This is a genomic window from Kitasatospora sp. NPDC101447 (genome assembly GCF_044767225.1).
Classification (GTDB): domain Bacteria; phylum Actinomycetota; class Actinomycetes; order Streptomycetales; family Streptomycetaceae; genus Kitasatospora.
Map to the genome: position 1 here is coordinate 120,917 of NZ_JBIWNL010000016.1, position 24,549 is coordinate 145,465.

Sequence of the window (24,549 nt, forward strand, 5' to 3'; positions counted from 1 at the left end):
TCCGGACCTGCTCGGATGTGCCGGTGAACGATCGACTCCCGAGAACCGTCGCACTGACGGCGCTGGCCGCACTGGCGGTCTCCTGCACCGGCAACGGCGCCACCCCGACCGCCGCGCAGGCCTCCGTGCCGGCCGCCGCGCCGGCCGCCACCGGGGCGGCGGCGGACCGGCAGTACCGCCCGCCCCAGGAGTTCGACGGCCTGCCGTCCGTCCCGGACTCCGCCTTCGTGAAGCTCATCCGCAGCGGGGTCGCCAAGGGGGACCTGCCCGCCACCGCCGTGGGCACCAGCTACATCAGCGCCGACCGGGCCCGGAACATCACCGTCCGCGTGATGCCGCAGCACAACACCGACCCGGCCGCGGCCCTGGACGAACTGATGGCGAAGGAGCTTCCCAAGCCGGAACTGCGCGCCGGATTCACGGAAGCCGACCCGGGCGAGCGTGGCGGTGTGATGCGCTGCGGCTCCTTCGGCGCCGACGGCAGCACGGTCAGCGCGCTCTGCCTCTGGAGCGACGGCAGCATGCTGGGCATCTACGGCGAGTACGTCCGGGGCACGGAGCAGGACGTCGACGCCGCCGCCCGCCACGCCCGCGACTTCCGCCGGCTCGCCGAGGCCCCCTCCTGAGCCCGGCCGCTCATCCGGGCTCCGGCAGCGGCTGCGGGTCGGGCGGGTGCCGATCATCGCTTGGGCCGGTCGCCGTCGCAGCCGACTTCTCGGAGGCCTATCCGCTGATCATGCGACGCGACGGGGAGCCGGTCGAGGCGCAGGACGATACGCCGGTGGCGTTACTGCGGAGGGGGAGCGGCCGTCATCGGCGGCCGCTTCGTCCGTCTGGCTGACGGGGGCGGGGTGCAGCGCGTTTCGGGGCGAGCGAGGGGCTGCGGCTGCGGCACTGTCGGGGTGGATTTTCCCCTGAAGCGAGAGGCGGCCGGGCATGGCTCATTCCGATACGAACACGGGGCCGATCGCCTCGGGGCACACCGGGCTCAAGCGTGAGGTCGGGGTCGCCGGGCTGCTGTGGGCCTCGGTCGGGGCGATCATCGGGTCCGGCTGGTTGTTCGGTGCGCAGAAGGCCGCGGTGGCGGCGGGGCCCGCGGCACTGGTGTCCTGGGCGATCGGCTCGGTGGCGATCATCCTGCTGGCGTTGGTGCACGCCGAGCTGGGCGGGCTGTTCCCGGTGGCGGGCGGGACGGCGCGGTACCCGCACTACGCCTTCGGCGGGTTCGCGGGGATGTCCTTCGGCTGGTTCACCTGGCTGCAGGCGGCGACCATCGCACCGATCGAGGTGCAAGCGATGATCAACTACTCCCAGCACTGGTCCTGGGCGGACGGCCTGCTGAACAAGGACCTGACGCTCACCGGCGCGGGCTTCGTCGTCGCAGCCGCGCTGATGGGTGTCTTCGTCGCGATCAACTTCCTCGGCGTCCGGCTGCTCGCGCACACCAACAGCGTGGCGACGGTCTGGAAGGTCGCCGTCCCGATCCTGACCATCTTCGCCCTCGGGATCACCGAGTTCCACGGCTCCAACTTCAACGTCCACGGCTTCGCACCGGACGGCGCCAAGGGCGTGCTCGCGGCGATCAGCACCAGCGGGGTGATCTTCGCGCTGCTCGGCTTCGAACAGGCCATCCAGTGGGCCGGCGAGAGCCGCAACCCCCGCCGGGACATCCCCCGGGCCGTCCTGGGGTCGGTGGTGATCGGCACGGTCATCTACATCATGCTCCAGGTGGTGTTCATCGGCGCCCTGCCGCCGGAGACCTTCGCCGGCGGCTGGGGCACGCTCACCTACCCCGGCATCAGCGGGCCGTTCGCGGGCCTCGCCACCCTGATCGGCCTGGGCTGGCTGGCCACCATCCTGTTCATCGACGCGATCATCTCGCCCGCCGGCACCGGCCTGGTCTACATGACCTCCAGCTCGCGGGTGACGTACGGCCTGAGCCGCAACGGCTACGCGCCCCAGGCCCTGCAGTTCACCGACAAGCGCTCGGTGCCCTGGCTGGGCCTGATCATCGCCTGGGTGGCCGGCGTGATCTGCTTCCTCCCCTTCCCCAGCTGGCAGCGGCTGGTCGGTTTCATCACCTCGGCCGTCGTGCTGATGTACGCCGGTGCCCCGCTGGCGTTCGGCGTGCTGCGCAAGCGGCTGCCGGGGATGGAGCGCTCGTACCACCTGCCCGGCGGCACGATCATCTCGCCGGTGGCCTTCGTGGTGGCGAGCCTCATCATCTACTGGTCCGGCTGGGACACCCTGTGGCGCCTGGGCCTGGCCATCGTGATCGGGTACGTGCTGCTCGGCGGGTACTCCGCGTACGCCGTCTCGAAGGGCGTGCCGAACGCGCCGCGGATGGACTTCAAGGCGGGGCAGTGGCTGCCGCCCTACCTGGTCGGGATGGGCCTGATCTCCTGGCAGGGCAGCTTCGGCGCGGGCGCGAAGGGGAACCTGCCGCTGTGGTGGGACATCCTCGTCGTGGTGGTGTTCTCGCTGGTCGTCTACTACTGGGCGCTGGCGGTCGCGCTGCCGGCGGAGGAGATCGAGCGGAACATCCGCGGCGTCGAGGTGGTGGACGCGGGCGGGCACTGAGCCCGGCGAACCGGAAGCGGCCCCCGGGAACCGTTCCCGGGGGCCGCTCCGCGTGTCCCTACGCCTCGACGTTCGCCTTCCATGCCGCCCCGGCGGCGGCCAGGGCCGGCTCGGCGTCGGCGTCCGTGGCTGCCGCCAGACCGGCGAGGCAGGCGCGGACGGTGTCCAGCGAGGCTGCGGCGCCGTAGTGGTTGACCCGGAGCATCGAGGCGGCCAGTGCGCCGCCGCCCGGCTGGACGGGCAGCGCCGGGTCGAGGCGGGCGGCGATTTCGCCCGCGTGCAGCCCGTCCGGGGTGCGCAGGGTGGTGGCGACCGGCGCCGCGTGGGCGTCCTCGGTGACGAAGGGGGAGAGGCTGCCGAGCGCGCGGACGCCGGCCCGGGTGGCGGCCGCGGCGGCGCGGTGGCGGCCGATGACGGCGGGCAGGCCGTCGGCGGCGATCCGGTCCAGGCAGGCGCCGAGGGCGAGCATCTCCAACTGGGCCGGGGCGTGCGGGAGCACGGCGCGGCCGGCGTCCGTCCAGCGCTCCTTCCAGTCGAGCAGCGACAGGTAGGAGCGGCGCGGGGCGGCCGGGTTGGCGGTGATCCGCTCCCAGGCGCGCTCGGAGACCGAGACGGCGGAGACCCCGGCGGGCCCGCCCATCGCCTTCTGGCCGCCGATCACACAGAGGTCGATGCCCCACTCGTCGGTGAGCAGCGGTTCGGCGGCGACGGAGGCGACCGCGTCGAGCATCAGCAGGGCGCCGTGCTCGCGGACGACGGCGCCGATCTCCGCGACCGGGTTGGTGTTGCCGGTCGCCGCCTCGGCGTGGACCAGCGAGACGAAGTCGATCCCGGGGTCGGCCCGGAGGGCCTCGGCGACCTGCTCCGCGCTCACCGCGCTGTCGAAGGGGACGGCGAGGTCGACGACGGTGGCGCCGCAGGACCGCAGCCAGTTGCCGAAGGTCTGCCCGTACGGGCCGGTGACGATGTTGAGCGCGGTGGAGCCCGGGTGGGCGGCGCCGCGGATCGCGGCCTCCAGGGGGAGGAGCGCCTCGCCCTGGGTGACGATCACGTCGGCCTCGGTGTGCAGCAGCGCGGCCACCTGGTCCTCGATCGCCGCGAACTCGGCGGCGCTGAGCGGGGGGAGGTCGAGGAAGGGACTCACGTCGTTGATGGCCTCTCGCTGCAAGGGACGGTCGGTGCGGGAACGAGTCTGCCGCATCTTCGCTACTTACACGGAACGTCTCCGTCGGTAGAGTGCGGCCATGAGCGATGGCGCGGTGCTGCACGTGCGGGGTCGGGTGCTGGTCGGTCCGGAGGACGTCCGGGACGAACTCTGGGTGGTGGACGGCCGGGTGAGCTTCACCCGCCCGCCGACCGCCGGGGACGTCCGGACGGTGACCGGCTGGGTGCTGCCGGGCCTGGTGGACGCGCACTGCCACGTCGGCCTGGACGCGCACGGCGCGGTGGACGCGCAGACCAGCGAGAAGCAGGCGCTCACCGACCGCGACGCCGGCACCCTGCTGATCCGCGACGCCGGCTCGGCCGCCGACACCCGCTGGATCGACGAGCGCGAGGACCTGCCCCGGATCATCCGCGCCGGGCGGCACATCGCCCGCACCCGCCGCTACATCCGCAACTACGCGCACGAGATCGAGCCCGGCGACCTGGCCGCGTACGTCCGGGCCGAGGCCCGGCGCGGGGACGGCTGGGTCAAGCTGGTCGGCGACTGGATCGACCGGGACCGCGGCGACCTGGCCGCCTGCTGGCCCGGCGACGCGCTGGCCGAGGCGATCGCGGCGGCGCACGAGGAGGGCGCGCGGGTCACCGCGCACTGCTTCTCCGCCGAGTCGCTGCCGGACCTGCTGGCGGCCGGGATCGACTGCGTCGAGCATGCCACCGGGCTGACCGAGGAGCTGATCCCGGTCTTCGCCGAGCGCGGCGTCGCCATCGTCCCGACCCTGGTCAACATCGCGACCTTCCCGGGCCTCGCGGCCGGCGGCGAGGCCAAGTTCCCGGCCTGGTCGGCGCACATGCGGCGGCTGCACGAGCGCCGGTACGACACCGTCGGCGCGGCGCACGACGCGGGCATCCCGGTGTTCGTCGGCACGGACGCGGGCGGCTCGCTCGCGCACGGGCTGGTCGCGGACGAGGTGGCGGAGCTGGTGAAGGCGGGCCTGAGCCCGGCCGAGGCGCTGTCGGCGGCGAGCTGGGGCGCGCGGCGGTGGCTGGGGCGGCCCGGCCTGGAGGAGGGCGCGCCGGCGGACTTCGTGGTGTACGCGCAGGACCCGCGGGCGGACGTCCGGGTGCTCGCGGACCCGCAGCTGGTGGTGCTGCGGGGGAGGCCGGTCGGCTGACGGCGGGTCGGGTGCGCGGTTCGGGCCCGCCTGGTCCGCCGCCGGGCTGCCGGGCTGTCGGGTCCGTCAGGGCCGCCGCCGGGCCGCTGCGGGGCCCGCGGAAAGGGCCTCCCGGTGGCCCTCGATCCCATGATCATCCGCCGGAACGCCCTGTCGGTGTAGGCCGATAGGGTGGCGACCATGGCACCGCGTCCACTGAATGAGATCGTCGAGCCCGGTTGGGCCACCGCCCTGGAACCCGTCGCCGGACGGGTCGCCGCGATGGGCGACTTCCTGCGCACCGAGCTGGCCGCAGGCCGCACCTACCTGCCCTCCGGCCCGAACGTGCTGCGGGCCTTCCAGCAGCCGTTCGCCGACGTGCGGGTGCTGATCGTCGGGCAGGACCCGTACCCGACGCCCGGCCACGCCGTCGGGCTCAGCTTCTCGGTGGCGCCGGAGGTGCGCCCGATCCCGGCGAGCCTGATCAACATCTACCAGGAGTACGGCACCGACCTGGGCCTGCCGCAGCCGTCCAACGGCGACCTCACCCCGTGGACGCAGCAGGGCGTGCTGCTGCTCAACCGCGCGCTGACCACCGCGCCGGGCAAGCCCGCCGCGCACCGCGGCAAGGGCTGGGAGGAGGTCACCGAGCAGGCGATCCGGGCGCTGGTGTCGCGCGGCGGCCCGCTGGTGGCGATCCTGTGGGGGCGCGACGCCCGTAACCTGCGGCCGTTGCTGGGGGCCGTCCCGGCGATCGAGTCGGCGCACCCGAGCCCGTACTCGGCGAGCGGTGGCTTCTTCGGCTCCCGGCCGTTCAGCCGGGCGAACGAGCTGCTGGTGCGGCAGGGGGCGCAGCCGGTGGACTGGCGGCTGGCCTGAGGCCCGTTCGTAGCAGAGTCAGGTCAGCGCGGAACGGCAATCTCACTCCAACGGGTGAAATGACGTTCCGTGTTGCTCATGTGACGGATTGTTCGAGAAGACTGGCGGCTCATCGTTCCATCTGTGTGGGGGTACCGCCTTGTCTGCTCGCCGAATCGTTTCTGCAACCGCCGTCGCCGCCGCCACCGCCGTGATGGCGGCGGGCACGCTGCTCACCGCCGGGCCCGTCCAGGCCGCTCCGGCCGCCCCGTCGGCCGAGCCCTCCCCGGGCAAAGCCCGCGCCGTCACCGCCGAAGTCGCGCTGGACGTCAAGCTGTTGAACAACGCCGTGGACGTCCCGGTGAACATCGCACTGAACAAGGTGGAGTCGCCCGCACAGCGATCGGGGTCCCCCCGGCCGGAGGCCGGGGGAGGCTCCGTCCTCACCGCCGCGGTGGACGGTGTCGACCAGCAGGGCCCGGTCACCCTGGTCAAGGCCGACGTCGGCACGTCCGTGACCCGCGTCGACGCCAAGGGCGCCACCGCCTCCGTGAAGCTGGTCAACGCCGACGTGCACGCACCCGGCCTGCCCGCCACCGCGCTGCTCGGCCTGGAGGCCATGAGCGCCGAGGCGACCTGCCCGGTGGACGGGCAGCCCACCGCGGACGTGGTCGCGCCGGCCAAGCTGACCGTGCTCGGCAAGCCGGTCACCGTCGGCCTGTACGGGCCCACCAAGGTGGACGTGCCGCTGATCGGCAGCGTCACGGTGGAGTTCTCCAAGAAGACCACCACCTCGACCACCGCCGCCGCCTCGGCCCTGGAGGTGCAGGTCGAGGTGAACCCGCTGAACCTGAACGTCGCCAAGGTCAGCGGCAAGGTCACCGTCGCCTCGGTGGGCTGCGAGAAGCCCTCCGCGCCGTCGGCCGCCCCGTCCGTGACGAACGCCCCGAGCACCGCGCCCGCCGCCCGGCCGGTGGCCGACACCACCACCTCGCACGCCGCCGTCCCGCCGGCCGGGGCCGGGAAGTCCGCGCAGCCGGAGCGGCTGGCCACCACCGGCGGCAGCAGCGCCACCGGCCCGCTGGCCGCCGGGGCCGCCGCCCTGGTCGCGGGCGGGGCGGCGGCGCTGTGGGCCACCCGGCGCCGCCGGGCCGCGCACGCCCGCCGGCACTGAGGCGACGTCGTGACCGGGGCCGGCCGCCGACTGCTGCGGTGACCGGCCCCGGCCTCGGCGGCCGGTCCGCGGAGGGCCCCGGGGGAGGGGCGCGTGCACCGCGCGAGGCGGGAGTGCCACCCCCGGCACTCCCGCACCGTGACCGTGCCAATGCGGACGGTTGGTTCACATGCGCGTTACATGAGAGGAACAACCGGGAAACGGCGGCTTGCGACGCTACGCGGGCACCCACCACCCAGCAATGCGAGGGACAAGCCGTGGCAATCAAGGCCGAGTACATCTGGATCGACGGCACCAAGCCGACCGCGAAGCTCCGTTCCAAGACTCGCGTCCTGCCCAACGCCGACAAGATCCCGACCTGGGGCTTCGACGGTTCCTCGACCAACCAGGCCGAGGGCCACGCCTCGGACCGCGTGCTGGAGCCGGTGAAGGTCGTTCCGGACCCGATCCGCGGCGGCGACAACATCCTGGTCCTCTGCGAGGTCCTGGAGACGAACGGCACCCCGCACGAGTCCAACACCCGCGCCCTGCTGCGCGAGGTCGCCGAGAAGTACGCCTCCCAGGAGTCGATCTTCGGCATCGAGCAGGAGTACACCTTCTTCAAGGGCTCCCGCCCGCTCGGCTTCCCGGAGGGCGGCTTCCCGGCCCCGCAGGGCGGCTACTACTGCGGCGTCGGCGCCGAGGAGGTCTTCGGCCGCGAGATCGTCGAGCTGCACCTGGACCGCTGCATCGACGCCGGCCTGGCCATCTGCGGCATCAACGCCGAGGTCATGCCCGGCCAGTGGGAGTTCCAGATCGGCCCGGTCGACGCCCTGACCGTCTCCGACGACATGTGGATCGCCCGCTACCTGCTCTACCGCACCGCCGAGGAGTTCGGCATCGACGCCACCCTCGACGCCAAGCCGGCCCGTGGCGACTGGAACGGCGCGGGTGCGCACACCAACTTCTCCACCAAGGCGATGCGCGAGGGCTACGAGGCCATCATCACCGCCTGCGAGTCGCTCGGCGCCTCGCAGGAGAAGGTGCTGGAGCACGTCAGCCAGTACGGTGACGACATCCAGTCCCGCCTCACCGGCAAGCACGAGACCGCCCCGTGGAACGTCTACAGCTACGGCGTCTCCAACCGCGGTGCCTCCGTCCGCATCCCGTGGCAGGTCGAGGTGGAGCAGAAGGGCTACATCGAGGACCGTCGCCCGAACGCCAACGTCGACCCCTACGTCGTCACCCGCCTCCTGATCAACACCTGCTGCGAGGCCCTGGAGAAGGCCGGCCAGGTCTGATCCGACGCCCCCGTGGTGTGCGTGCAACGCCCGCAGGCCCCTCCCCGCACCGGGGAGGGGCCTGCGGGCTTTGCGCCGAGCGCCTCGCCGGGCCCGGGGAGGGGCCCGGCGGCGACCGGCAAATCGCTGGTCAACTGTCGGCGCCGGAACGAGAATTCATGACATGACCCAGCAGCCCCTGCTCCTCCTCGACGTGGACGGACCACTCAACCCCTTCGCCGCGCCGAAGCGGCGCCCGGACGGCTACGGCACCTTCCGCCTGCGGCCCACCTGGTGGATCGCGAAGCAGGAGCGGCTGGCGGCGGCACAGGCCAGGCTGGCGACGCGGGCGAAGCACGCCAAGCGCCCGGTCGGCCGGGTCAAGCCGCTGCGGGTCTGGCTGAACCCGGCGCACGGCCCCGAACTGCTGGCGCTGCCCTATGAGTTGGTGTGGGCCACCGGCTGGATGAGTGAGGCGAACACCCACATCGGGCCGAACATCGGACTGCCCGAACTGCCGTACATCCGCTGGACGGAGATGTTCGGCGAGGACCCGGACGGGCTGCACTGGAAGACCCGGGACGTGGTCGCCTGGGCGGCCGGGCGGCCGTTCGTCTGGGTCGACGACGAGCTCGGCCCGCAGGACGCCGAGTGGATCGCGGCGAACCACGCCGGGCCGGCGCTCACCCTGCACGTCAACCCCCGAACAGGCCTGCTGGCCGACGACTTCGCGACCCTGCGGGAGTGGGCGGCCGCCGCATGAACGGACAGCCGCTGCTCTTCCTGGACGTGGACGGACCGCTCAACCCCTACGCCGCGCCCGGGGCCCGTCAGCCGGACGGCTACCGCACCCACCGGCTGCTCCCCGAGACGTGGGTGGCCCGCCACGCGCCGCAGCCTCGGGAGCAGGTGGAGCCGCTGCGGGTGTGGCTGAACCCGGCGCACGGGCCGGAGCTGCTGGCGCTGCCGTACGAGCTGGTGTGGGCCACCACCTGGACGGACGACGCGAACGCCCTCATCGGCCCGAACATCGGGCTGCCCGAACTCCCCTACGTCCCTTGGACGGAGATCTTCGGCACGGACCCGGACGGGCTGCACTGGAAGACCCGGGACCTGGTCGCCTGGGCGGCCGGGCGGCCGTTCGTCTGGGTCGACGACGAGCTCGGCCCGCAGGACATCGAGTGGATCGAGGCGAACCACCCGGCCCCGGCCGTGGCGCTCTGGGTCGATCCCCGGTTCGGCCTGCGGGAGCTGCACTTCGAGGCGCTCCGGGCATGGGTGGAGGAGGCGTGCTGAGCGGGGCCGACGCGCGCGCCGGCTCCGGCGTCGACGTGGGCCCGGTCGAGCGGCTGCGGCGCTACCCGGTGAAGTCCCTGCTGGGGGAGGAGCTGGACGCGGCCGACGTCACCGGCCGCGGCCTGGCCGGGGACCGGGAGCGGGCGCTGCTCGACCCGGCGACCGGGCGGGTCGCCAGTGCCAAGCACCCCCGGCTCTGGGCGGGCCTGCTCGGGTATGCGGCGGCGGTCACGGCGGACGGCGGTGTGGCGATCACCGGTCCGGACGGGCACGCCGCGGACGAGGCGGAGCTGTCCGAGGCGCTCGGCCGCAAGGTCGCGCTGGTCGCCGGACGCCCGCCCGGTGCGACGGTCGAGCGGGCCGTGCCGGAGGAGGTGCTGGCGCACGGCATCGCCGCCGAAGTCGGCTTCACCGTCAACGAGTTGGGGCGTGCCGCACCCGAGGGCGGCTTCTTCGACTTCGCTCCGCTGCACCTGATCACCACCTCGACGCTGCACGCCACCGGTTGCGAGGCCGAGCGCTACCGGCCGAACCTGGTGATCCGCACCGACGGTGAGGGCTTCGTCGAGAACGCCTGGGTGGGGCGCGAGCTGGCCGTCGGTCCGACGCTGCGCCTGCGCGTCGTGGCGGCCACCCCGCGCTGCGCCGTCCCCACCCTGAAGCACGGCCCGCTGCCCCGCCGCCCGGAGGCCCTGCGCATCCCGGCCGAGCGGAACCGGGTGGTCCCGCTGGAGGGCATGCCGGCACTGCCCTGCGCGGGGGTGTACGCGCAGGTGCTGGCGCCCGGGCGGATCCGGACGGGCGACCGGCTCAGGCTGGACTGAGCACCGCCGCAAGGGCCTTGAGGAACCGGTCGGTGGTCTCCTCGTCCCGGACGGCGATCCGCAGCCACTCCTCGCCCAGGCCCGGGAAGGTGTCCCCGCGCCGGACGGCGAAGCCGTGCTCGCGCAGGCGCCCCCGGACGGCGGCGGCGTCCGGCAGCCGGACCAGGACGAAGGAGGCGGCCGGTTCGCCGTACCACCGCACCTGCGGGAAGGCGGCCAGGCCCGTCAGCAGGTGGTCGCGCCGGCGGGCGAGCTCGTCGGCGGCCCGGTCGGCCTCGGCGAGTGCGGCCGGGGAGCTGCAGGCCTCGGCGGCGGCCAGGGCCGGGGTGGAGACCGGCCAGAGCGGCTGGGCGGCGGCGAGTTCGGCGATCAGCGGCGCCGGCCCGAGCACGTAGCCGATCCGCAGCCCGGCCAGCCCCCAGGTCTTGGTGAGGCTGCGCAGGACGACGACCCGGCCGGGCAGGTCCCGTACGGAGGCGAGGGACTCCCGTTCACCCGGCACGGTGTCCATGAACGCCTCGTCCACCACCAGGGTGCGCCCCGGCCGGGCGAGCGCGGCCACGGCCTCGGCGGGGTGCAGCACCGAGGTCGGATTGGTCGGGTTGCCGAGGACGACCAGGTCCGCCTCCTCGGGGACGGCGCCCAGTCGGAAGCCGACCCCGGGGGAGAGCAGCACCCGGTGCACCCGGTGTCCGGCATCCCGCAGGGCCGCCTCGGGCTCGGTGAACTGCGGGTGAACGACGACGATGTGACGGGCCGTCAGGGTGCGCGCCAGTAGGACGAAGGCCTCCGCGGCCCCCGAGGTGAGCAGCACCTCGTCCACCGGGCGGGCGTGCCGGGCGGCCACCGCCGCGCGGGCGGCGCTCTGGTCGGGGTAGGCGGCGAGGTCTCCGAGGGTGGCCGCCAGGCGCTCGCGCAGCCAGCTCGGGGGCGTTCCGGTGCGGACGTTGACGGCGAGGTCGATCAGGCCGAGCCCGTCGGCGCGGACCTCGGCGTCGCCGTGGTGGCGCAGGTCGGGTTCGGGGGCGGTCACGCGGGGTCTCCCTGGTGCTGGGCGGGGTCGGCGGGGTGGGCGTCGGTGTCGCTGTCGGTGTCGGTGTCGGCCGGGGCGGCCCGGGTGGCCGGTGCGGGCACGTGGCGGAGCTCGTACGGGCCGGGCGGCACGGCGAGTCCGGCGCCGTCGCCGAGGGTGACCAGGGCGACGGTGTGTCCGTGGGCGGCGAGGTGTGCGGCGGCTCCGGCCGGGTCCAGCGGCGCCCCGGAGCCGTCCGCCGTCGTCCCGGCGGCGACGTCCACCGCGATCCGCCGCGTCGTCGGCCGGAGCGGCCCGGCCGCCGCCTCGATCGCCGCGAGTGCGTCGAGGGCCTCGGGAGTCCCCACCACCGCGGAGGCGTCCCGCAGTTCGGCCGGTACGTACGGCTGCGCCGCGTCGGTTCCCGGCCGGCCCGCCCCCGGGGCGCCGGCCCCCGGGGTGCCCGCCCCCGGCAGGCCGGGCCGGCCGGTCCCGAGGTCGACCTGCACGAGCCGGCCGCGCACCGCCGCCGCCCGCGCGATCGCCACCGTCGCCATCGCCGACTTCCGCTTGGCGACCACGAGCCGCCCGCCCGGCGCGCTCGCCAGCGCCGCCGCCTCGGCGACGCTCGCCGTACCGACGGCCGCCCCGACCGCCGCGGACGGGTTCGGCACCGGTACGCCCGCCAGCTCCTCCGCGGGGTGCTCCTCCACCGGAACCCCGCCCAGGCAGAACGCGGCCCAGCGCACCGCCGGGTGGTCCGCCTTGCCGGCCACGGTGGCCAGCCGGGCCACCGTGCCGCGGGCCAGGCCGGCCCCCATGAGCGTGGCGTCCAGCAGGCGCATCAGCTCGGTCCGCCCGGCGCCGCCGGCGGCGCCGACCCCGACGACGAGCGTGCGCGGGAGCACCAGCAGATCGCTGTAGCCCGGGTCCTCCTGGTCGGTGACCCGCAGGATCGGGGCGTCCTCGGGGGCCTCGGGCGCGACGGGTGCGACGGGCGCCCCGGCCCACGGTGCGTGGCCGGTGGGAACCGGAGTGACGCCGAGGGCGGCCGCCACCTCGACGGACAGCTCCTCCGCCGTCTCCCCGCCGGCCATCGGGATCACCCAGCGCCGCTGCGGGTCCACGCAGAGCAGGGCCGTGCCGCGCGGAAGGTCGACGAGCCCGCCGGTGAGCAGGGAGATCACGGTCGGGAGCGCGGCGACGGCGACCACGGCCCGGTAGCGGCGGAGCGCGTAGTCCAGGGCGTCGGGCGGCTGGAAGCAGTTGCCGCGCGAGGCGTGGTGGACGCGGCTGCCCTCCGGCCAGAGGGCGTGCAGCTCGTCGGCGAGCGGATGGCCCGGCCCGTCGATGGCGACCAGTCCGATCACGTACCGCGCTCCTTGCCGTTCCCGGCCCCTCGGCAGCGGCCCCCGCGATCCCACCACGGGCGGCCGGAGGGGGTCAATCGCGACCGGTGTGACGTCCGCCGCCGGGCGGTGCGCGGGCCGGGACCTGGGCCGCTTCGGCCGGGACCTCGGCCGCTCCGGCCGGGACTTCGGCTCGCCGGCCGGAACGCTGCACGTCCACGAACCGGACGGCCCGGTCGCGGCAGCTGTTCGTCTGTTCTTCACTTGTCTTGTGCCGTACACGACACCCGCGCGCTCCTACTGTTTTCGGCGCTCCTGCCCCGGCAGCCCCGACCTCCGGAGGACCCCATGGCCATCGCACGACCGCGCACCCCCGGCGTCCCCGCCCCCGACTCCGCCCCCACGGCCGGCGCCACCCCGGCCCGGTCCGCCGCGCCGCGCCCCGCCCGCCGCCGCAGGATCCGCCCGCTGACCACCCTCGCCGCCGGGCTCGGCCTGGCCGCCGGCTCGCTGGGCCTCTGGTCCGCGGGCGGCAGCGCGGCCGCTGACACCGCCGCCGGCCTGCCCGCGCCGGACCACGTGGTCGTCGTGGTGCTGGAGAACCACGCCTACTCGCAGGTCATCGGCAGCCCCGACGCCCCGTACATCAACGACACCCTGGTGGCCGGCGGCGCACAGCTGACCCAGTCCCACGCGCTCACCCACCCCAGCCAGCCCAACTACTACGCGCTGTTCTCCGGCAGCACCCAGGGCATCGTGGACGACAGCTGCGTGCACGTCGGCGCGCTGCAGGCACCCAACCTGGCCTCCGAACTGCTCGCCGCCGGGCAGACCTGGGCCAGCTACAACGAGGGCCTGCCCCAGCAGGGCGCCACCGACTGCCGCGTCGACAACTACGCGCAGAAGCACAACCCGTGGTTCGGCTTCGGCAACGTGCCCACCGACAGCGCGAACACCATGGACGCGTTCCCCACCGACTTCAGCACCCTGCCCAAGGTCTCCTTCGTCGTCCCGGACCTCTGCGACGACATGCACGACTGCTCCGTCGGCACCGGTGACTCCTGGCTGCAGAGCAACCTCGACGCCTACGCGCAGTGGGCGAAGAGCAACAACAGCCTGCTCGTCGTCACCTTCGACGAGAACGACGGGATGGCCGGCAACCGCATCCCGACCCTGGTCTACGGCGCCCACGTCACCCCGGGCAGCAGCACCGCCACCACCTACAACCACTACGACGTGCTGCACACCCTGGAGGACCTGGCCGGCCTCGACGCCCACGCGGGCAACTCGGCCGGCGCCACCGACATCACCGGCATCTGGAACTGACGCCCGTGTACGTCGCGGACTCCCGCAGTTCGAAGGCACCCGTCGCCCCGGCCGCAGGACCGGCGCGACGGGCCGCCGTCCCCGGAACGGTGCTCGCCCTCGGCGCCGTCAGCCTGGTCACCGACATCTCCTCCGAGATGGTCACCGCCGTCCTCCCCCTCTACCTGCTCACCGGGCTCGGCCTCTCCCCGCTCGGCTTCGGCCTGCTCGACGGCATCCAGAACGGCTTCAGCGCCCTCGTCCGGCTCGTCGGCGGCCACCTCGCCGACCGCCGCGGCCGCGACGGCGCCGCCCGCCACAAGGCCGTCGCGGCCGTCGGGTACGGGCTCTCCGCGCTGTGCCGCCCGCTGCTGCTGCTCGTCCACTCCGTGCCGATGATCGGCGCCGTGATCGCCGTCGACCGCACCGGCAAGGGCCTGCGCACCGCACCCCGGGACGCGATGATCTCCCTCGCCACCGAACCCGCCCACCGCGGAAGGGCGTTCGGCGTGCACCGGGCGATGGACACGGCCGGCGCCCTGCTCGGCCCGCTCACCGCCTTCCTGGTGCTGCGGCTGGCCGGCGGCCCGCTGCTCGCCGACGGCGGCGAACGACACGGCTACGACGCGGTGTTCACGGTCAGCTCGTGCGTCGCCGCCCTCGGCGTGCTGATCCTGCTGCTGTTTGTGCCGAAGCGGCAGCAGCGTGTTGACGAACCGTCAACTCCCGCTCCCTCGCTGCGCGACAGCCTCACCCTGCTGCGGCTGCCCGGACTCCGGCGCCTCACCCTGTGCGCCGTCCTGCTCGGACTGACCACCGTCAGCGACTCCTTCCTCTACCTGCTCGTCCAGCGCCGACTGGGCCTGTCCGTCACCCTCTTCCCGCTGCTGCCGCTCGGCACCGCCGCCGCCTTCCTGCTGCTCGCCGTCCCGCTGGGGGCGCTCGCGGACCGGATCGGCCGCCACCGGCTCTTCCTCGCCGGGCACGGCGTGCTGCTCCTCGCGTACGGGGTGCTGCTCTCGCCGCTGCGCGGACTGCCGGCGGTGATCTGCGTCCTGGTGCTGCACGGCGCGTTCTACGCGGCCACCGACGGCGTGCTCGCCGCCGCGGCCGCCGACGCCGTGCCGGCCGAGCAGCGCGGCGCCGGACTCGCCCTGGTCGGCACCGGGCAGGCGCTGGCCCGGTTCGCCTGCTCGCTGCTGTTCGGCGCGCTGTGGGGCGCGGTCGGCGGCCCGACGGCGCTGGGCTGGTCGGCGGGGGCGCTGGCGCTGTGTGTGCTCGGCGCGTCGGCGGTGCTGCGCCCGGCCGGGCCGGCGGCGGCACGCGAAGCCGGACCTGACGGCGGGCGCGTCGTCGGGCTAGTAGCCGAAGCCGATGCCGCATCCGAAGCCGATGCCGCATCCGAACCCGATGTCGCATCCGATGCCGAGCCAGAAGCCGGAACCGTCGCCGTCGCCGTCGAGGAGAGTTCGTGAACCTGCAGAACCGGACCAGGGTGATCATCCTGCTGGTCGCCGTCGTGCTGCTCGGCGCGGTCGGCACCGGGGCCGTCCTGTACGCGGCCGACCGCACCGCCCGCCGGGACCAGGCCCAGCCCGGCGGCCCCTCCGTCCGGCCCGGCACCGTTTCCCTCCAAGCCCCGAGCAGCGGGCGTCAGTTGATGTTCCGCAACATGGCCTGGGGCCCGCACCGGGACGAGATCACCACCGTCGCCGCCGACCACCCCGACGGCCCCCGCACGGCCTCCGGCCTCCAGTGCCTGCGCTTCCACGCCGCCGCGGGCACCGGCATCTGCCTCCAGGCCCAGCGCGGCGCGCTGGAGGACACCTACCGGGCCGTCATCCTCGACGACCACCTGCGCGAACGGCGCTCCTTCCCCGCCGCCGGCATCCCCACCCGCTCCCGGGTCTCGCCGTCCGGGCACCTCGCCGCCTGGACGGTGTTCGTCAGCGGCGACTCGTACGCGGGCAGCAACTTCTCCACCCGCACCTCGATCGTGGACGTCCGGGACTGGAACCTCCGGGAGAACCTGGAGGACTTCGCGATCATCCTGGACGGCCACCCGTCCCAGGCGCACGACATCAACATCTGGGGCGTCACCTTCGCCGACGACAACACCTTCTACGCCACCGTCGCCAGCGGCGGACAGACCCACCTCGTCCGCGGCGACCTCGCCGCCCGCACCCTCACCGCGCTGCACGACAACGTCGAATGCCCCTCCCTCTCCCCGGACGGCACCCGCATCGCGTACAAGAAGCGCGTCCCCGGCCTCCCCGACGACGCCCCGTGGCGGCTGTACGTGCTCGACCTCGCCACCATGACCGAGACCGCCACCGCCGAGCAGCGCAACATCGACGACCAGGCGCTCTGGTCCGGCGACGGCACCCTGCTCTACGCCCTGCCCGGCGACTACGGCGCCGACCTGTGGGCCGTCCCGGCCGACGGCTCGGGCAGCCCCCAGCCGGTCACCAAGGCTGCGGTGGCCCCCGCCTACCTGGGCTGAGGAACTCTCGACTACGGTCCCACGTCGAGCACAGTGTGACGTCCTGATCGAACAACCGGATCGAACGTCCTGATCGAGGGGGAGCAGCAACCCGTGGACGGCATCCCACCCGAGCGCATGGTGACCGACTCCTGGCCCGCCCTGCACGGCCGACCCGTCCTGCGGCGCACCGTCGCCGTCGGGCTGGTGCTGTGCGTGTCCGTCGGCGCCGCCCTCGTGGTGCGCGGCGTCAACGCGCTCACCCTCGGCAGCCCCGGCCACGAGACCGACCGCGACCGCGCCGAACGCCTGGCCGGCCTCCACCCCTCCCAGCACCCCGGCGTCGGCCGGTACTACGTCCCGGTCGGCGCCGTCTACACCCACACCTCCGACGGCGCCCCCATCGCCTACCTCCACTACCGCCTCGGCGGCGGCAAGGCCCCGGGCCTCGGCGACTTCCTCAGCGCCTACGACCTCCCCGCCCCCGGCCCCGCCGCCCCCCTTCCGCCCGACCTCGTCGCCGCCCTCGGCGGCGACGAGCCGGCCGAGGCGCCGGAGCTCCCGGAGGGGCCGGTCACTCCGCCGTCTCCGACCTCCTCGCCGTCCGCTCTGCCGTCTTCGGCCACTTCACCGGTCACTCCGCCGTCTCCGGTCCCCTCGCCGTCCGTTCCGCCGCCTCCGGTCCCCTCGCCGTCCGTCTCCCCTGAGGCCGAGGCCTCTCCGTCCCCGTCCCCCTCCCGGTCCTGCTCGCACTCCTCGCACTCGCACTCCTCGCACTCGCACTCCTCGCACTCCTCGCCGTCCGGGCCGTCCGACCCGCCGTCCTCCGCCGCTCCGGCTCCCACCGGCGATGCCACCGCCCTCGCCCCCGAGGCGGACTCCGAGGCGGACCCCGATGTCGACCCGGACGCCGGTCCCGATGCGGAGGTCACCCCGACCCCGGAGGTCACCCCCGCTCCCGACGGCGAGCCCGCTGTCATCACGCCCACTCCCGCCGCGACCGTCACCCCGACCCCCACCGCCACGCCCACGCGCACCTCCGCCACCCGCCGTATCTACGTGTCCGCCATCCCCGGCGGCCTCTCCGGCGCCGCCGACATCTACATCCGCGCCACCGGCTGACCCCCGGGCGCTCACCTCCCGTGCGCGCGCATGCCGCTGCCCCGCCGAGCGGTGCTCGACGGGGCAGCGGTGAGGGGGGTGGCGCTGCTCGGTCAGCGAGTGGCTGCCGGGACCCGGACCGGGACCGCGACGGGAGCAGCAACGGCGGCGGGGGCCGGGGCCGGGGCGGCGGTGCTGCGGGCGGGGGCCTGGCCCACGACCAGGGCGCCGAGGGCGAGCAGGAGGCCGAGGACCTGCCAGCCGGTGAGGGTCTGGCCGAGGACGACGAGGCCGCCGACGGTCGCGACGACCGGGTTGATCAGGCCGAGGAACGAGGCCGGGCCGGCGCCGAGGTGGGCGATGCCGCGGAACCACAGGACGTAGCCGAGCGCGGTGCTGAACAGGCCGAGGTAGGCGAAGCCGGCCAGGTTGGCGGCGCTCAGCGCGGGCGGCGCGCCCTCGACGAACGCCGCGAGCGGGACCAGGAAGACCGAGCCGGCGAGCAGCTGCCACGCGGTGAGGTCGGTCAGGGTGGCGCCCTCGGGGCGGCCCCAGCGGCGGGTGAGGACGGTGCCCATGGCCATCAGCGCGATCCCGATGACCATTGCGGTGATCCCGATGCCGTCCAGCCGGGCGCCGCTCTTGAGCACCAGGAGTGCGACCCCGGCGACCCCGACCAGTCCGGCGAACAGTGTGCGCCGTCCGGGCCGTACGCCGAGCACGCCGATCGAGAACCCGGCGACGAGCAGCGGCTGGATCGCCCCGATGGTGGCCGCGACCCCGCCGGGCAGGCGGTACGCGCCGACGAACATGAGCGGGAAGAACAGCCCGATGTTGAGCATCCCCAGTACTGCCGCCCGCCCCCACCAGCGCCCCTTGGGCAGCTTGCGGCCGATCGCCAGCAGCAGCAGCCCGGCGGGCAGGGCGCGCAGCGCGGCGAGCAGCAGCGGGCGGCCTTCGGGCAGCAGCTGGGTGGTGACCAGGTAGGTCGTGCCCCAGGCAGCCGGGGCGAGTGCAGCGGTGGCGGCGATTCCTGCGCGCTTGCGGTCCATGACGGCCATCCCCTCAACGTTGATTATCTGAACGTTGAGATAAGTTCTACGCGCCGAGGTAGGTGAACGTCAAGTATGTGAAGGTTAAGATATTCGGGCGGGGGTCTCCCGGAAGCAGAGCCAGGAAGGCGGCAGACCATGCAGCAGCGCGACACGGTCGACGACATCGTCGAGCAGTGGGCGAGGACCCGTCCCGATCTGAACCCCGGCGCCATGGGCCTGATCGGCCGACTGCGGCGGCTCAACGTCCGGGTCGACAACGCCCTGCGCGAGTACTTCACCACCTGCGGCCTGGACTCCTCCGAGTTCGACGTCCTGGCCACCCTGCGCCGCTCCGGCGCGCCCTACGAGCTCAACGCCCGCGCCCTCCTCAAGGCCGCCATGGTCACCTCCGGCGCCATCACCAACCGGGTCGACCGGCTGAGCGCCAAGGGGCTGGTCGAGCGCAACCCCTCTCCGGACGACCGCCGCGCCGTCCTGATCCGCCTCACCCCGGCGGGCAAGGACCTCATCGACGGCGCCCTGGCCGGCCACGTCGACAACGAGGAACGCATCCTCGCCGCACTCGACGACGACGAGCGCGCCCAGCTCGACGGGCTGCTGCGCAAGCTCCTCGTCGCGCACGGCGACACCGAGCCGCTCCTCGACTGAGCCCCGGCCGCCCGGCACCCACACATCCGGCACCCGGCACCCGACCCGGGCCGGGCGTCGGGCAGCCGGGCGTGTCCGGTGGCCGCCCGGCTGCGTTGACCCCACGGAGCCCGCACCTGCGGACCCTGCGGAACCGCACCGGAGGAGAGGCCCGATGAAGGACAGGACGCCCAGGGACATCGCCGTCGGCGACCAGCTGCGGGCGGCCGGTGCGGAAGGCGCCCGGTGGCTCGCCGCCGCCGGGTGGGGCCCGCCGGTGACCGTCCCGCTGCAGCAGGCCGCCCCGTGGCAGCGGGAGACCCGGGCCCGGATGCTGGCGGCGCAGGAGGACCGGTCCTGCACCTGGTGCGACCACCTGCTCGACGGCGGCCCCCAGCCCGTCGTCGTGCACGCCGAGTGCCCCACCCACCTGATCTGCCGGGCCTGTTCCGTCGCCGCCCGCCCCCACCGCCCCTGCCTGGACTGCGGCGGGCCCGCCGCCTCCCCGTCCCCGGCCGACGGTCGTGAGGACGTCTTCATGGGCGCGGTGACGATCTACACCCGCCTCCGCTGCGCCGCCTGCTGCCGCGCCGACGCCCTGCGTGGCACCGTCGGCGGCGGCCCCTTCGGCAACGGCGTCTGACGGCTCCCCGGCCGGGTCCGCCGCCCGGCCGCGTGCACCGCGGAGCGTCGTCGCCGCCACGCCTCGGCCGCTCCTCAGGCCGCTCCGCGCAGGGCGGGCGGCTGCCAGTCGTAGGTCCGGGCGGAGCGGCTGAGCAGGGCGCGGGCGGGGAGGAGGCCGGCGAGGGTGAGGGCGGTGCTGCGGAGCAGGGTGGCGACGGGGGTGCGGAGGGCGACGAGGTCGCCGATGCGGCGGGAGCCGGTGACGATGGCGGTGGTGCGGGGGAGCCGGGCGGCGGTGTAGGCGGGGAGGGTGGTGACGGGGTCCGTGGCGGGGGTGAGCGGGGCGGCGAGCACGACGGCGTCCTCGATGGCCTGGCAGGCGCCCTGGCCCTGGAAGGGGCACATCGCGTGGGCGGCGTCGCCGAGGAGGGCGACCCGGCCGAGGTGGTGGGCGGGCAGGGGGTCGGCGAGGTCCCAGACGTCGTGGCGCAGGACGCGGTCGGGCTCGGCGAGCGCGAGGAGTTGGGGGACGGGGGCGCACCAGGTGCCGTAGTGGCGCAGGAGTTCGGCCTTCTCGTCGCCGTCGGCGGCCGCGGCGCCGGCGGGGGCGAGGGCGGCGCCGTACACGTAGACCCGGTCGTCGGCGAGCGGGACGACCCCGGCGAGCCGTCCGCGTCCCCAGACCTCGCCGACGGCGGCCGGTCGGCGGGCGGGCGTGACGATGGTGCGCCAGGTGGTGAAGCCGCTGTAGCGGGGGCCGGGGTGCCGGGGGAAGAGCAGGCCGCGGGTGGCGGAGCGGATGCCGTCGGCGGCGACGACCAGTGCGGCGGACCGCTCGCCGTCCGGGGTCCGGACGACGGCGGGTTCGGTGGCGCTTCCGGGGCTGACGAGCGAGGCGGGCGAGTCGGTGCGGACGGTGCCCTCCGGGAGGGCGTCGACCAGTGCGGCGATGACCTCGGCGCGGGCGACGGCGGCGATGGTGTCGCCGAAGCAGGCCTCGAAGGTGGCGGTGTCGGTGCGGGCGAGCCAGCGGCCGGAGGGGTGGCGCAGGCCGACGGCGGGGTGACTGTTCGCGAGGGAGCGCAGGCGTGCGCCGACGCCGAGCCGGTCGAGGGCGCGCAGGGCGTTGGGGGCGAGGGCGAGTCCGGCGCCGACGGGTTCGAGCGAGGCGGCGCGCTCGTGGACGGTCACGGGGACGCCCTGTCGGTGGAGGGCGAGGGCGGCGGCCAGCCCGCCGATGCCGCCGCCGATGACGATCGCCTGGTGCCTGCCCATGGATGGGCTCCTCTCCGACGCTCACACTACGGCTGTAGTTGCCGCTGTGCGTACCGTACTACACATGTAGTTCCGATGGACTACTGCCGTAGTGGGTTGGGATCGTCCGAGGAGAAAGGCCATGATCGGACCCATGACACCCCCGCGCCCGACCCTGATCGCCGACGCCGCCATCACCCTGATCGCCGAACGCGGCCTGCGCGGGCTGACCCACCGCGCCGTGGACGAGGAGGCCGGGCTGCCTGCCGGATCGACCTCCAACCTCGCCCGGACCAGGGCCGCCCTGCTGGAGGTCGCGCTGGTCCGGATCGTCGCGCGGGAGACCGAGGACCACCCCGTCCTCACCGGCGAGCCCCCGGCCGACGCCTCGCCCCGGGAACTGCTCGAACGGGTCGGCGCCGACCTGCTCCTCCAGGCGCTCACCACCGGACGCCAGGTCACCCTGGCCCGCCTCGAACTCGCCCTGGAGGCCACCCGGAGGCCCGAACTGCGCGCCGTCTACGACCGGTTGGGCGCGCGCTTCGCCGACATCGCCGCCGCCCTGCTCGCCCGGTGCGGCTCGGTCGATCCGGTGGCCGACGCCCGGCGGCTGGTCCGCTGGTGCGACGGGGTGCTGTTCAATGCGACGGCCGGCAGCGGACACCTGCGCACGCCGGTGCCGGAGGAACTGCGCGAGGAGACGGCGCGCTACCTCGCCTCGCTGCTCGACCGGGACTGATCCGGCGCCACCGGGGGGACGCGGCGCCGGCCCACGCCGCGACGGCCCGCGCGGCGCCCACCCGCCGCATGACGGCCCGCCGCATGGCGGCCCACCCCATGGCGGCCCACCCCATGGCGGCCGCGCCGTCGGGTCCGGGCTGCGCCGTCAGGCCTGCGCCGCGCCCACCCGCGCGGCGATGGTGCGGGCGCACTCGGCGGCGGAGGCCCGTGAGGTGTCCACCACCAGGTCGTACGCGACCCCCGCGTGCACCGCCTCCGCCTGCGCGGCGGCCATCCCGGCCACCCGGTCGCCGCGTGCGGCCTCCCGGGCCGCGGCCACCGCAGGCTCGCAGCGCACGCCGACCCAGAGCACGTCCAGGCCGTCCAGCGCCGCCCGCCAGCGGGCCTGCGAGGCGGTGGTGCCGAGGAACACCTCGTCCACCAGGATCCGGGCGCCGGCCCGGGCCATCGCCGCCACCCCGATCGTCCACGCGGCGTCCAGCCGGGCGAACGCCGGACCGACCTCGACCGTCCCGTCCCCGCCGTCCAGGCCGCCGATGCCCTCGCCGCCGTCACGCAGCGCGGGCGGCAGCGCGTCGACCATGGTGTCCGCGCCGAGGTGCAGCCACGGCTCGGGCAGCAGCTCCTGCAGGCAGCGGGCGATGCTCGACTTGCCGGAGCTGGAGCCGCCGTTGAGGACGATCACATGCATGGGCGGATCCTACGGTCTGCCGCCGTGGGCGGCCGCCGCGGCCGTGAAGGACGACGCCAGCGCGGGCGCCCCCGCCCAGTGCAGGTGCAGGTAGGAGGCGTGCACATTGCTCCCGGCGAAGCCCTCCGTGCGCGGCCCGGTCGGCAAGTGCCAGCCCCAGGCGGGGTGTTCGCCCGCGCCCGGTTCGCACACCGTCCGGTGGAACTCGTGCCCGCGCAGCCGGGTGCCGGCCGGTGCGAGTGGCGAGTCGTGCAGCGCGACGGCCTCCCGGTAGCCGAGGGTGAGGCGTTCGGTCATCCGGGCGCCGGTGTCCAGCACGCCGCACATCGGCAGGCCGTCCAACTCCCGTCCCAGGTAGAGCAGTCCGGCGCACTCGGCGGCGATCGGCCCGCCCGAGGCGGCGAACGCGGCGATGGCCGAGCGCAGTGCGGCGTTCCCGCTCAACTCCCGTACGTACAGCTCCGGGAAGCCGCCGCCGATGACCAGCCCGGCCGTCCCGGCCGGCAGCGCGGTGGCGTTCAGCGGGTCGAACGGGACGACCTCCGCCCCTGCCGCGCCGAGCAGTTCGGCGTTCTCGGCGTACGAGAAGGAGAACGCCGCGCCGCCCGCCACCGCGATCCGCGGCCGCCCGGCCACCGGGGTGACCTCGGCCGACGGGTCCCACGGTTCGGCGTCCAAGTCGGGCGCGGTGCGGGCGAGTTCCAGCAGAGCGTCCAGGTCGACGGAGGAGGCGACCAGGTCGCCCATGTCGGCGACCGCCTTCAGCGCCTCCGCCGAGCGCTCCACCGCCGGGATCAGCCCGAGGTGGCGGGACGGCGTGGCGACCGCCGCCGAGCGGCGCAGCGCGCCCAGCACGGGCACGCCGGAGCCCTCCTCCAGGGCCTCGCGCAGCAGGTGCTCGTGCCGGTCGGAGGCGACCCGGTTGAGGATCACCCCGGCCAGGCGCACCTGCGGGTCCCAGGAGGCGAAGCCGTGCACCAGCGCGGCCACCGAGCGGGACTGCGAGGAGCCGTCCACCACCAGCACCACCGGTGCCCGCAGCAGCTTGGCGACGTGCGCGGTGGACGCCAGCTCGCCGCGTCCCGAGGCCCCGTCGAACAGGCCCATGACGCCTTCGACGACCGCGACGTCGGCCCCCGCCGCGCCGTGCAGGAACAGCGGCGCGATCCGTTCCGGCCCGCACAGGAAGGCGTCCAGGTTGCGGCCCGGGCGCCCGGCGGCGAGCGCGTGGTAGCCCGGGTCGATGTAGTCCGGGCCGACCTTGTGCGGCGACACCGCCAGCCCGCGCGCGGCGAGCGCCGCGATCAGGCCGGTGGCGACGGTGGTCTTGCCGGCGCCGGAGGAGGGCGCGGCGACGACGAGGCGGGGGATTGTGCTCAACGGTCCACTCGATCTACCACTCGATGCCGCGCTGGCCCTTGCGGCCGGCGTCCATGGGGTGCTTCACCTTGGTCATCTCGGTGACCAGGTCGGCGAAGTCGGTCAGTGCCTCGGGGGCGTACCGGCCGGTGATGACGACGTGCTGGCTGCCCGGGCGGTCCTTGAGCACGGACACCACCTCGTCGGCGTCGATCCACCCCCAGTGCATCGGGTAGGTGAACTCGTCGAGCACGTAGAAGCGGTAGGTCTCGGCCGCGAGGTCGCGCTTGACCTGCTCCCAGCCCTCCTTGGCCGCCTCCTCGCTGGTCATCTCCTGCTCGGCGGAGCGCTGGATCCAGGACCAGCCGGAGCCCATCTTGTGCCAGTCGACGGTGCCGCCCTCGCCGGAGGCGCCGAGCACGCGCAGCGCGTTCTCCTCGCCGACCTTCCACTTGGCGGACTTCACGAACTGGAACACCCCGACCGGCCAGCCCTGGTTCCAGGCCCGCAGCGCCATGCCGAACGCGGCCGTGGACTTGCCCTTGCCGGGGCCGGTGTGCACGGCGGTGATCGGCAGCGTGCGGCGCTGACGGGTCGTCAGTCCGTCGTCGGGGACGCTCTCGGGGACGCCCTTGGGCATGGG

24 protein-coding genes are annotated in these 24,549 nt (G+C 74.8%); 16 read left to right on the forward strand and 8 right to left on the reverse strand.

Going from position 1 to position 24,549, the window contains the following annotated elements; translation table 11 throughout:
- Nucleotides 1-23 precede the first annotated feature (23 nt).
- Both ACIRST_RS23410 and ACIRST_RS23415 read left to right on the forward strand, forming a co-directional pair.
- On the forward strand, nt 24-626 hold the full coding sequence (locus ACIRST_RS23410) for a hypothetical protein (protein WP_402804072.1): 603 nt from the start codon (nt 24-26) through the stop codon (nt 624-626).
- A 310-nt stretch (nt 627-936) separates the two neighbouring features.
- A complete protein-coding gene (locus tag ACIRST_RS23415; protein ID WP_350521333.1) occupies nt 937-2,580 on the forward strand; it encodes an APC family permease in 1,644 nt (547 codons plus the stop codon).
- Nucleotides 2,581-2,638: 58 nt separating this feature from the next.
- On the opposite strand, the gene ACIRST_RS23420 is transcribed toward ACIRST_RS23415, so the two are convergent.
- Nucleotides 2,639-3,748, reverse strand: coding sequence for a pyridoxal-phosphate-dependent aminotransferase family protein (locus ACIRST_RS23420; RefSeq protein ID WP_402804074.1), 1,110 nt, complete (start codon nt 3,746-3,748; stop codon nt 2,639-2,641).
- 76 nt (nt 3,749-3,824) lie between these two features.
- Between ACIRST_RS23420 and ACIRST_RS23425 the strand changes: the two genes are divergently transcribed.
- The 7 genes from ACIRST_RS23425 (at nt 3,825) to ACIRST_RS23455 (ending at nt 10,306) form a co-directional block, all read left to right on the forward strand.
- Nucleotides 3,825-4,916, forward strand: coding sequence for an amidohydrolase family protein (locus ACIRST_RS23425; protein WP_402804076.1), 1,092 nt, complete (start codon nt 3,825-3,827; stop codon nt 4,914-4,916).
- A gap of 180 nt (nt 4,917-5,096) precedes the next feature.
- A complete protein-coding gene (locus tag ACIRST_RS23430; protein ID WP_350521330.1) occupies nt 5,097-5,774 on the forward strand; it encodes a uracil-DNA glycosylase in 678 nt (225 codons plus the stop codon).
- 139 nt (nt 5,775-5,913) lie between these two features.
- Entirely contained in the window at nt 5,914-6,927 is a 1,014-nt protein-coding gene (locus ACIRST_RS23435) for an SCO1860 family LAETG-anchored protein (RefSeq protein ID WP_402804078.1), read from the forward strand.
- A 257-nt stretch (nt 6,928-7,184) separates the two neighbouring features.
- Complete coding sequence (gene glnII / locus ACIRST_RS23440) at nt 7,185-8,207, forward strand: glutamine synthetase GlnII (protein WP_350521328.1); 1,023 nt, start codon at nt 7,185-7,187, stop codon at nt 8,205-8,207.
- A 163-nt stretch (nt 8,208-8,370) separates the two neighbouring features.
- Nucleotides 8,371-8,949: a hypothetical protein gene (locus ACIRST_RS23445; protein ID WP_350521327.1), complete on the forward strand. Its 579-nt coding sequence runs from the start codon at nt 8,371-8,373 to the stop codon at nt 8,947-8,949.
- Complete coding sequence (locus ACIRST_RS23450; protein WP_402804080.1) at nt 8,946-9,482, forward strand: hypothetical protein; 537 nt, start codon at nt 8,946-8,948, stop codon at nt 9,480-9,482. The genes ACIRST_RS23445 and ACIRST_RS23450 overlap by 4 nt, the downstream gene beginning before the upstream one ends.
- Nucleotides 9,461-10,306, forward strand: coding sequence for an MOSC domain-containing protein (locus tag ACIRST_RS23455; RefSeq protein WP_402804082.1), 846 nt, complete (start codon nt 9,461-9,463; stop codon nt 10,304-10,306). The genes ACIRST_RS23450 and ACIRST_RS23455 overlap by 22 nt, the downstream gene beginning before the upstream one ends.
- Here ACIRST_RS23455 and cobC read toward each other — a convergent pair.
- Nucleotides 10,293-11,339: an Rv2231c family pyridoxal phosphate-dependent protein CobC gene (gene cobC / locus ACIRST_RS23460; RefSeq protein ID WP_402804084.1), complete on the reverse strand. Its 1,047-nt coding sequence runs from the start codon at nt 11,337-11,339 to the stop codon at nt 10,293-10,295. The genes ACIRST_RS23455 and cobC overlap by 14 nt on opposite strands.
- Nucleotides 11,336-12,688 (reverse strand): cobalamin biosynthesis protein, encoded by a 1,353-nt coding sequence (locus ACIRST_RS23465; protein ID WP_402804086.1) that lies wholly within the window; start codon nt 12,686-12,688, stop codon nt 11,336-11,338. The genes cobC and ACIRST_RS23465 overlap by 4 nt, the downstream gene beginning before the upstream one ends.
- Nucleotides 12,689-13,015: 327 nt before the next feature.
- Here ACIRST_RS23465 and ACIRST_RS23470 point away from each other — a divergent pair, with 327 nt between their 5' ends.
- The 4 genes from ACIRST_RS23470 (at nt 13,016) to ACIRST_RS23485 (ending at nt 17,576) form a co-directional block, all read left to right on the forward strand.
- The gene (locus ACIRST_RS23470; protein ID WP_402804088.1) at nt 13,016-13,993 is read left to right on the forward strand and encodes an alkaline phosphatase family protein; all 978 of its coding nucleotides are present in this window, start codon (nt 13,016-13,018) and stop codon (nt 13,991-13,993) included.
- Between the two features lie 5 nt (nt 13,994-13,998).
- Nucleotides 13,999-15,447: an MFS transporter gene (locus ACIRST_RS23475; protein WP_402804090.1), complete on the forward strand. Its 1,449-nt coding sequence runs from the start codon at nt 13,999-14,001 to the stop codon at nt 15,445-15,447.
- 2 nt (nt 15,448-15,449) lie between these two features.
- Nucleotides 15,450-16,475, forward strand: a complete 1,026-nt coding sequence (locus ACIRST_RS23480) for a TolB family protein (RefSeq protein WP_402804127.1) — start codon at nt 15,450-15,452, stop codon at nt 16,473-16,475.
- A gap of 93 nt (nt 16,476-16,568) precedes the next feature.
- On the forward strand, nt 16,569-17,576 hold the full coding sequence (locus ACIRST_RS23485; RefSeq protein ID WP_402804091.1) for a hypothetical protein: 1,008 nt from the start codon (nt 16,569-16,571) through the stop codon (nt 17,574-17,576).
- A 92-nt stretch (nt 17,577-17,668) separates the two neighbouring features.
- On the opposite strand, the gene ACIRST_RS23490 is transcribed toward ACIRST_RS23485, so the two are convergent.
- Entirely contained in the window at nt 17,669-18,616 is a 948-nt protein-coding gene (locus ACIRST_RS23490; RefSeq protein ID WP_402804093.1) for an EamA family transporter, read from the reverse strand.
- 129 nt (nt 18,617-18,745) lie between these two features.
- Here ACIRST_RS23490 and ACIRST_RS23495 point away from each other — a divergent pair, with 129 nt between their 5' ends.
- Entirely contained in the window at nt 18,746-19,258 is a 513-nt protein-coding gene (locus ACIRST_RS23495) for a MarR family transcriptional regulator (RefSeq protein WP_350521318.1), read from the forward strand.
- Between the two features lie 154 nt (nt 19,259-19,412).
- Nucleotides 19,413-19,880, forward strand: a complete 468-nt coding sequence (locus ACIRST_RS23500) for a hypothetical protein (RefSeq protein ID WP_402804095.1) — start codon at nt 19,413-19,415, stop codon at nt 19,878-19,880.
- A 74-nt stretch (nt 19,881-19,954) separates the two neighbouring features.
- Here the strand turns inward: ACIRST_RS23500 and ACIRST_RS23505 are convergent, their stop codons facing one another.
- Nucleotides 19,955-21,136 carry an FAD-dependent monooxygenase gene (locus ACIRST_RS23505; RefSeq protein WP_402804097.1) on the reverse strand — a complete coding sequence of 394 codons (1,182 nt, stop codon included), beginning with the start codon at nt 21,134-21,136 and terminating at the stop codon, nt 19,955-19,957.
- Between the two features lie 121 nt (nt 21,137-21,257).
- On the opposite strand from ACIRST_RS23505, the gene ACIRST_RS23510 reads away from it, so the two are divergent.
- On the forward strand, nt 21,258-21,854 hold the full coding sequence (locus tag ACIRST_RS23510; RefSeq protein ID WP_350521315.1) for a TetR/AcrR family transcriptional regulator: 597 nt from the start codon (nt 21,258-21,260) through the stop codon (nt 21,852-21,854).
- 147 nt (nt 21,855-22,001) lie between these two features.
- Here the strand turns inward: ACIRST_RS23510 and cpt are convergent, their stop codons facing one another.
- The 3 genes from cpt to cobO are packed head-to-tail and all read right to left on the reverse strand — an operon-like array spanning nt 22,002 to nt 24,546.
- Nucleotides 22,002-22,541, reverse strand: coding sequence for a chloramphenicol phosphotransferase CPT (gene cpt, locus ACIRST_RS23515; protein WP_350521518.1), 540 nt, complete (start codon nt 22,539-22,541; stop codon nt 22,002-22,004).
- 15 nt (nt 22,542-22,556) lie between these two features.
- On the reverse strand, nt 22,557-23,927 hold the full coding sequence (locus tag ACIRST_RS23520) for a cobyrinate a,c-diamide synthase (RefSeq protein ID WP_350521314.1): 1,371 nt from the start codon (nt 23,925-23,927) through the stop codon (nt 22,557-22,559).
- Between the two features lie 13 nt (nt 23,928-23,940).
- Nucleotides 23,941-24,546: a cob(I)yrinic acid a,c-diamide adenosyltransferase gene (cobO, locus tag ACIRST_RS23525; RefSeq protein WP_350521313.1), complete on the reverse strand. Its 606-nt coding sequence runs from the start codon at nt 24,544-24,546 to the stop codon at nt 23,941-23,943.
- Between the last annotated feature and the right edge of the window lie 3 nt (nt 24,547-24,549).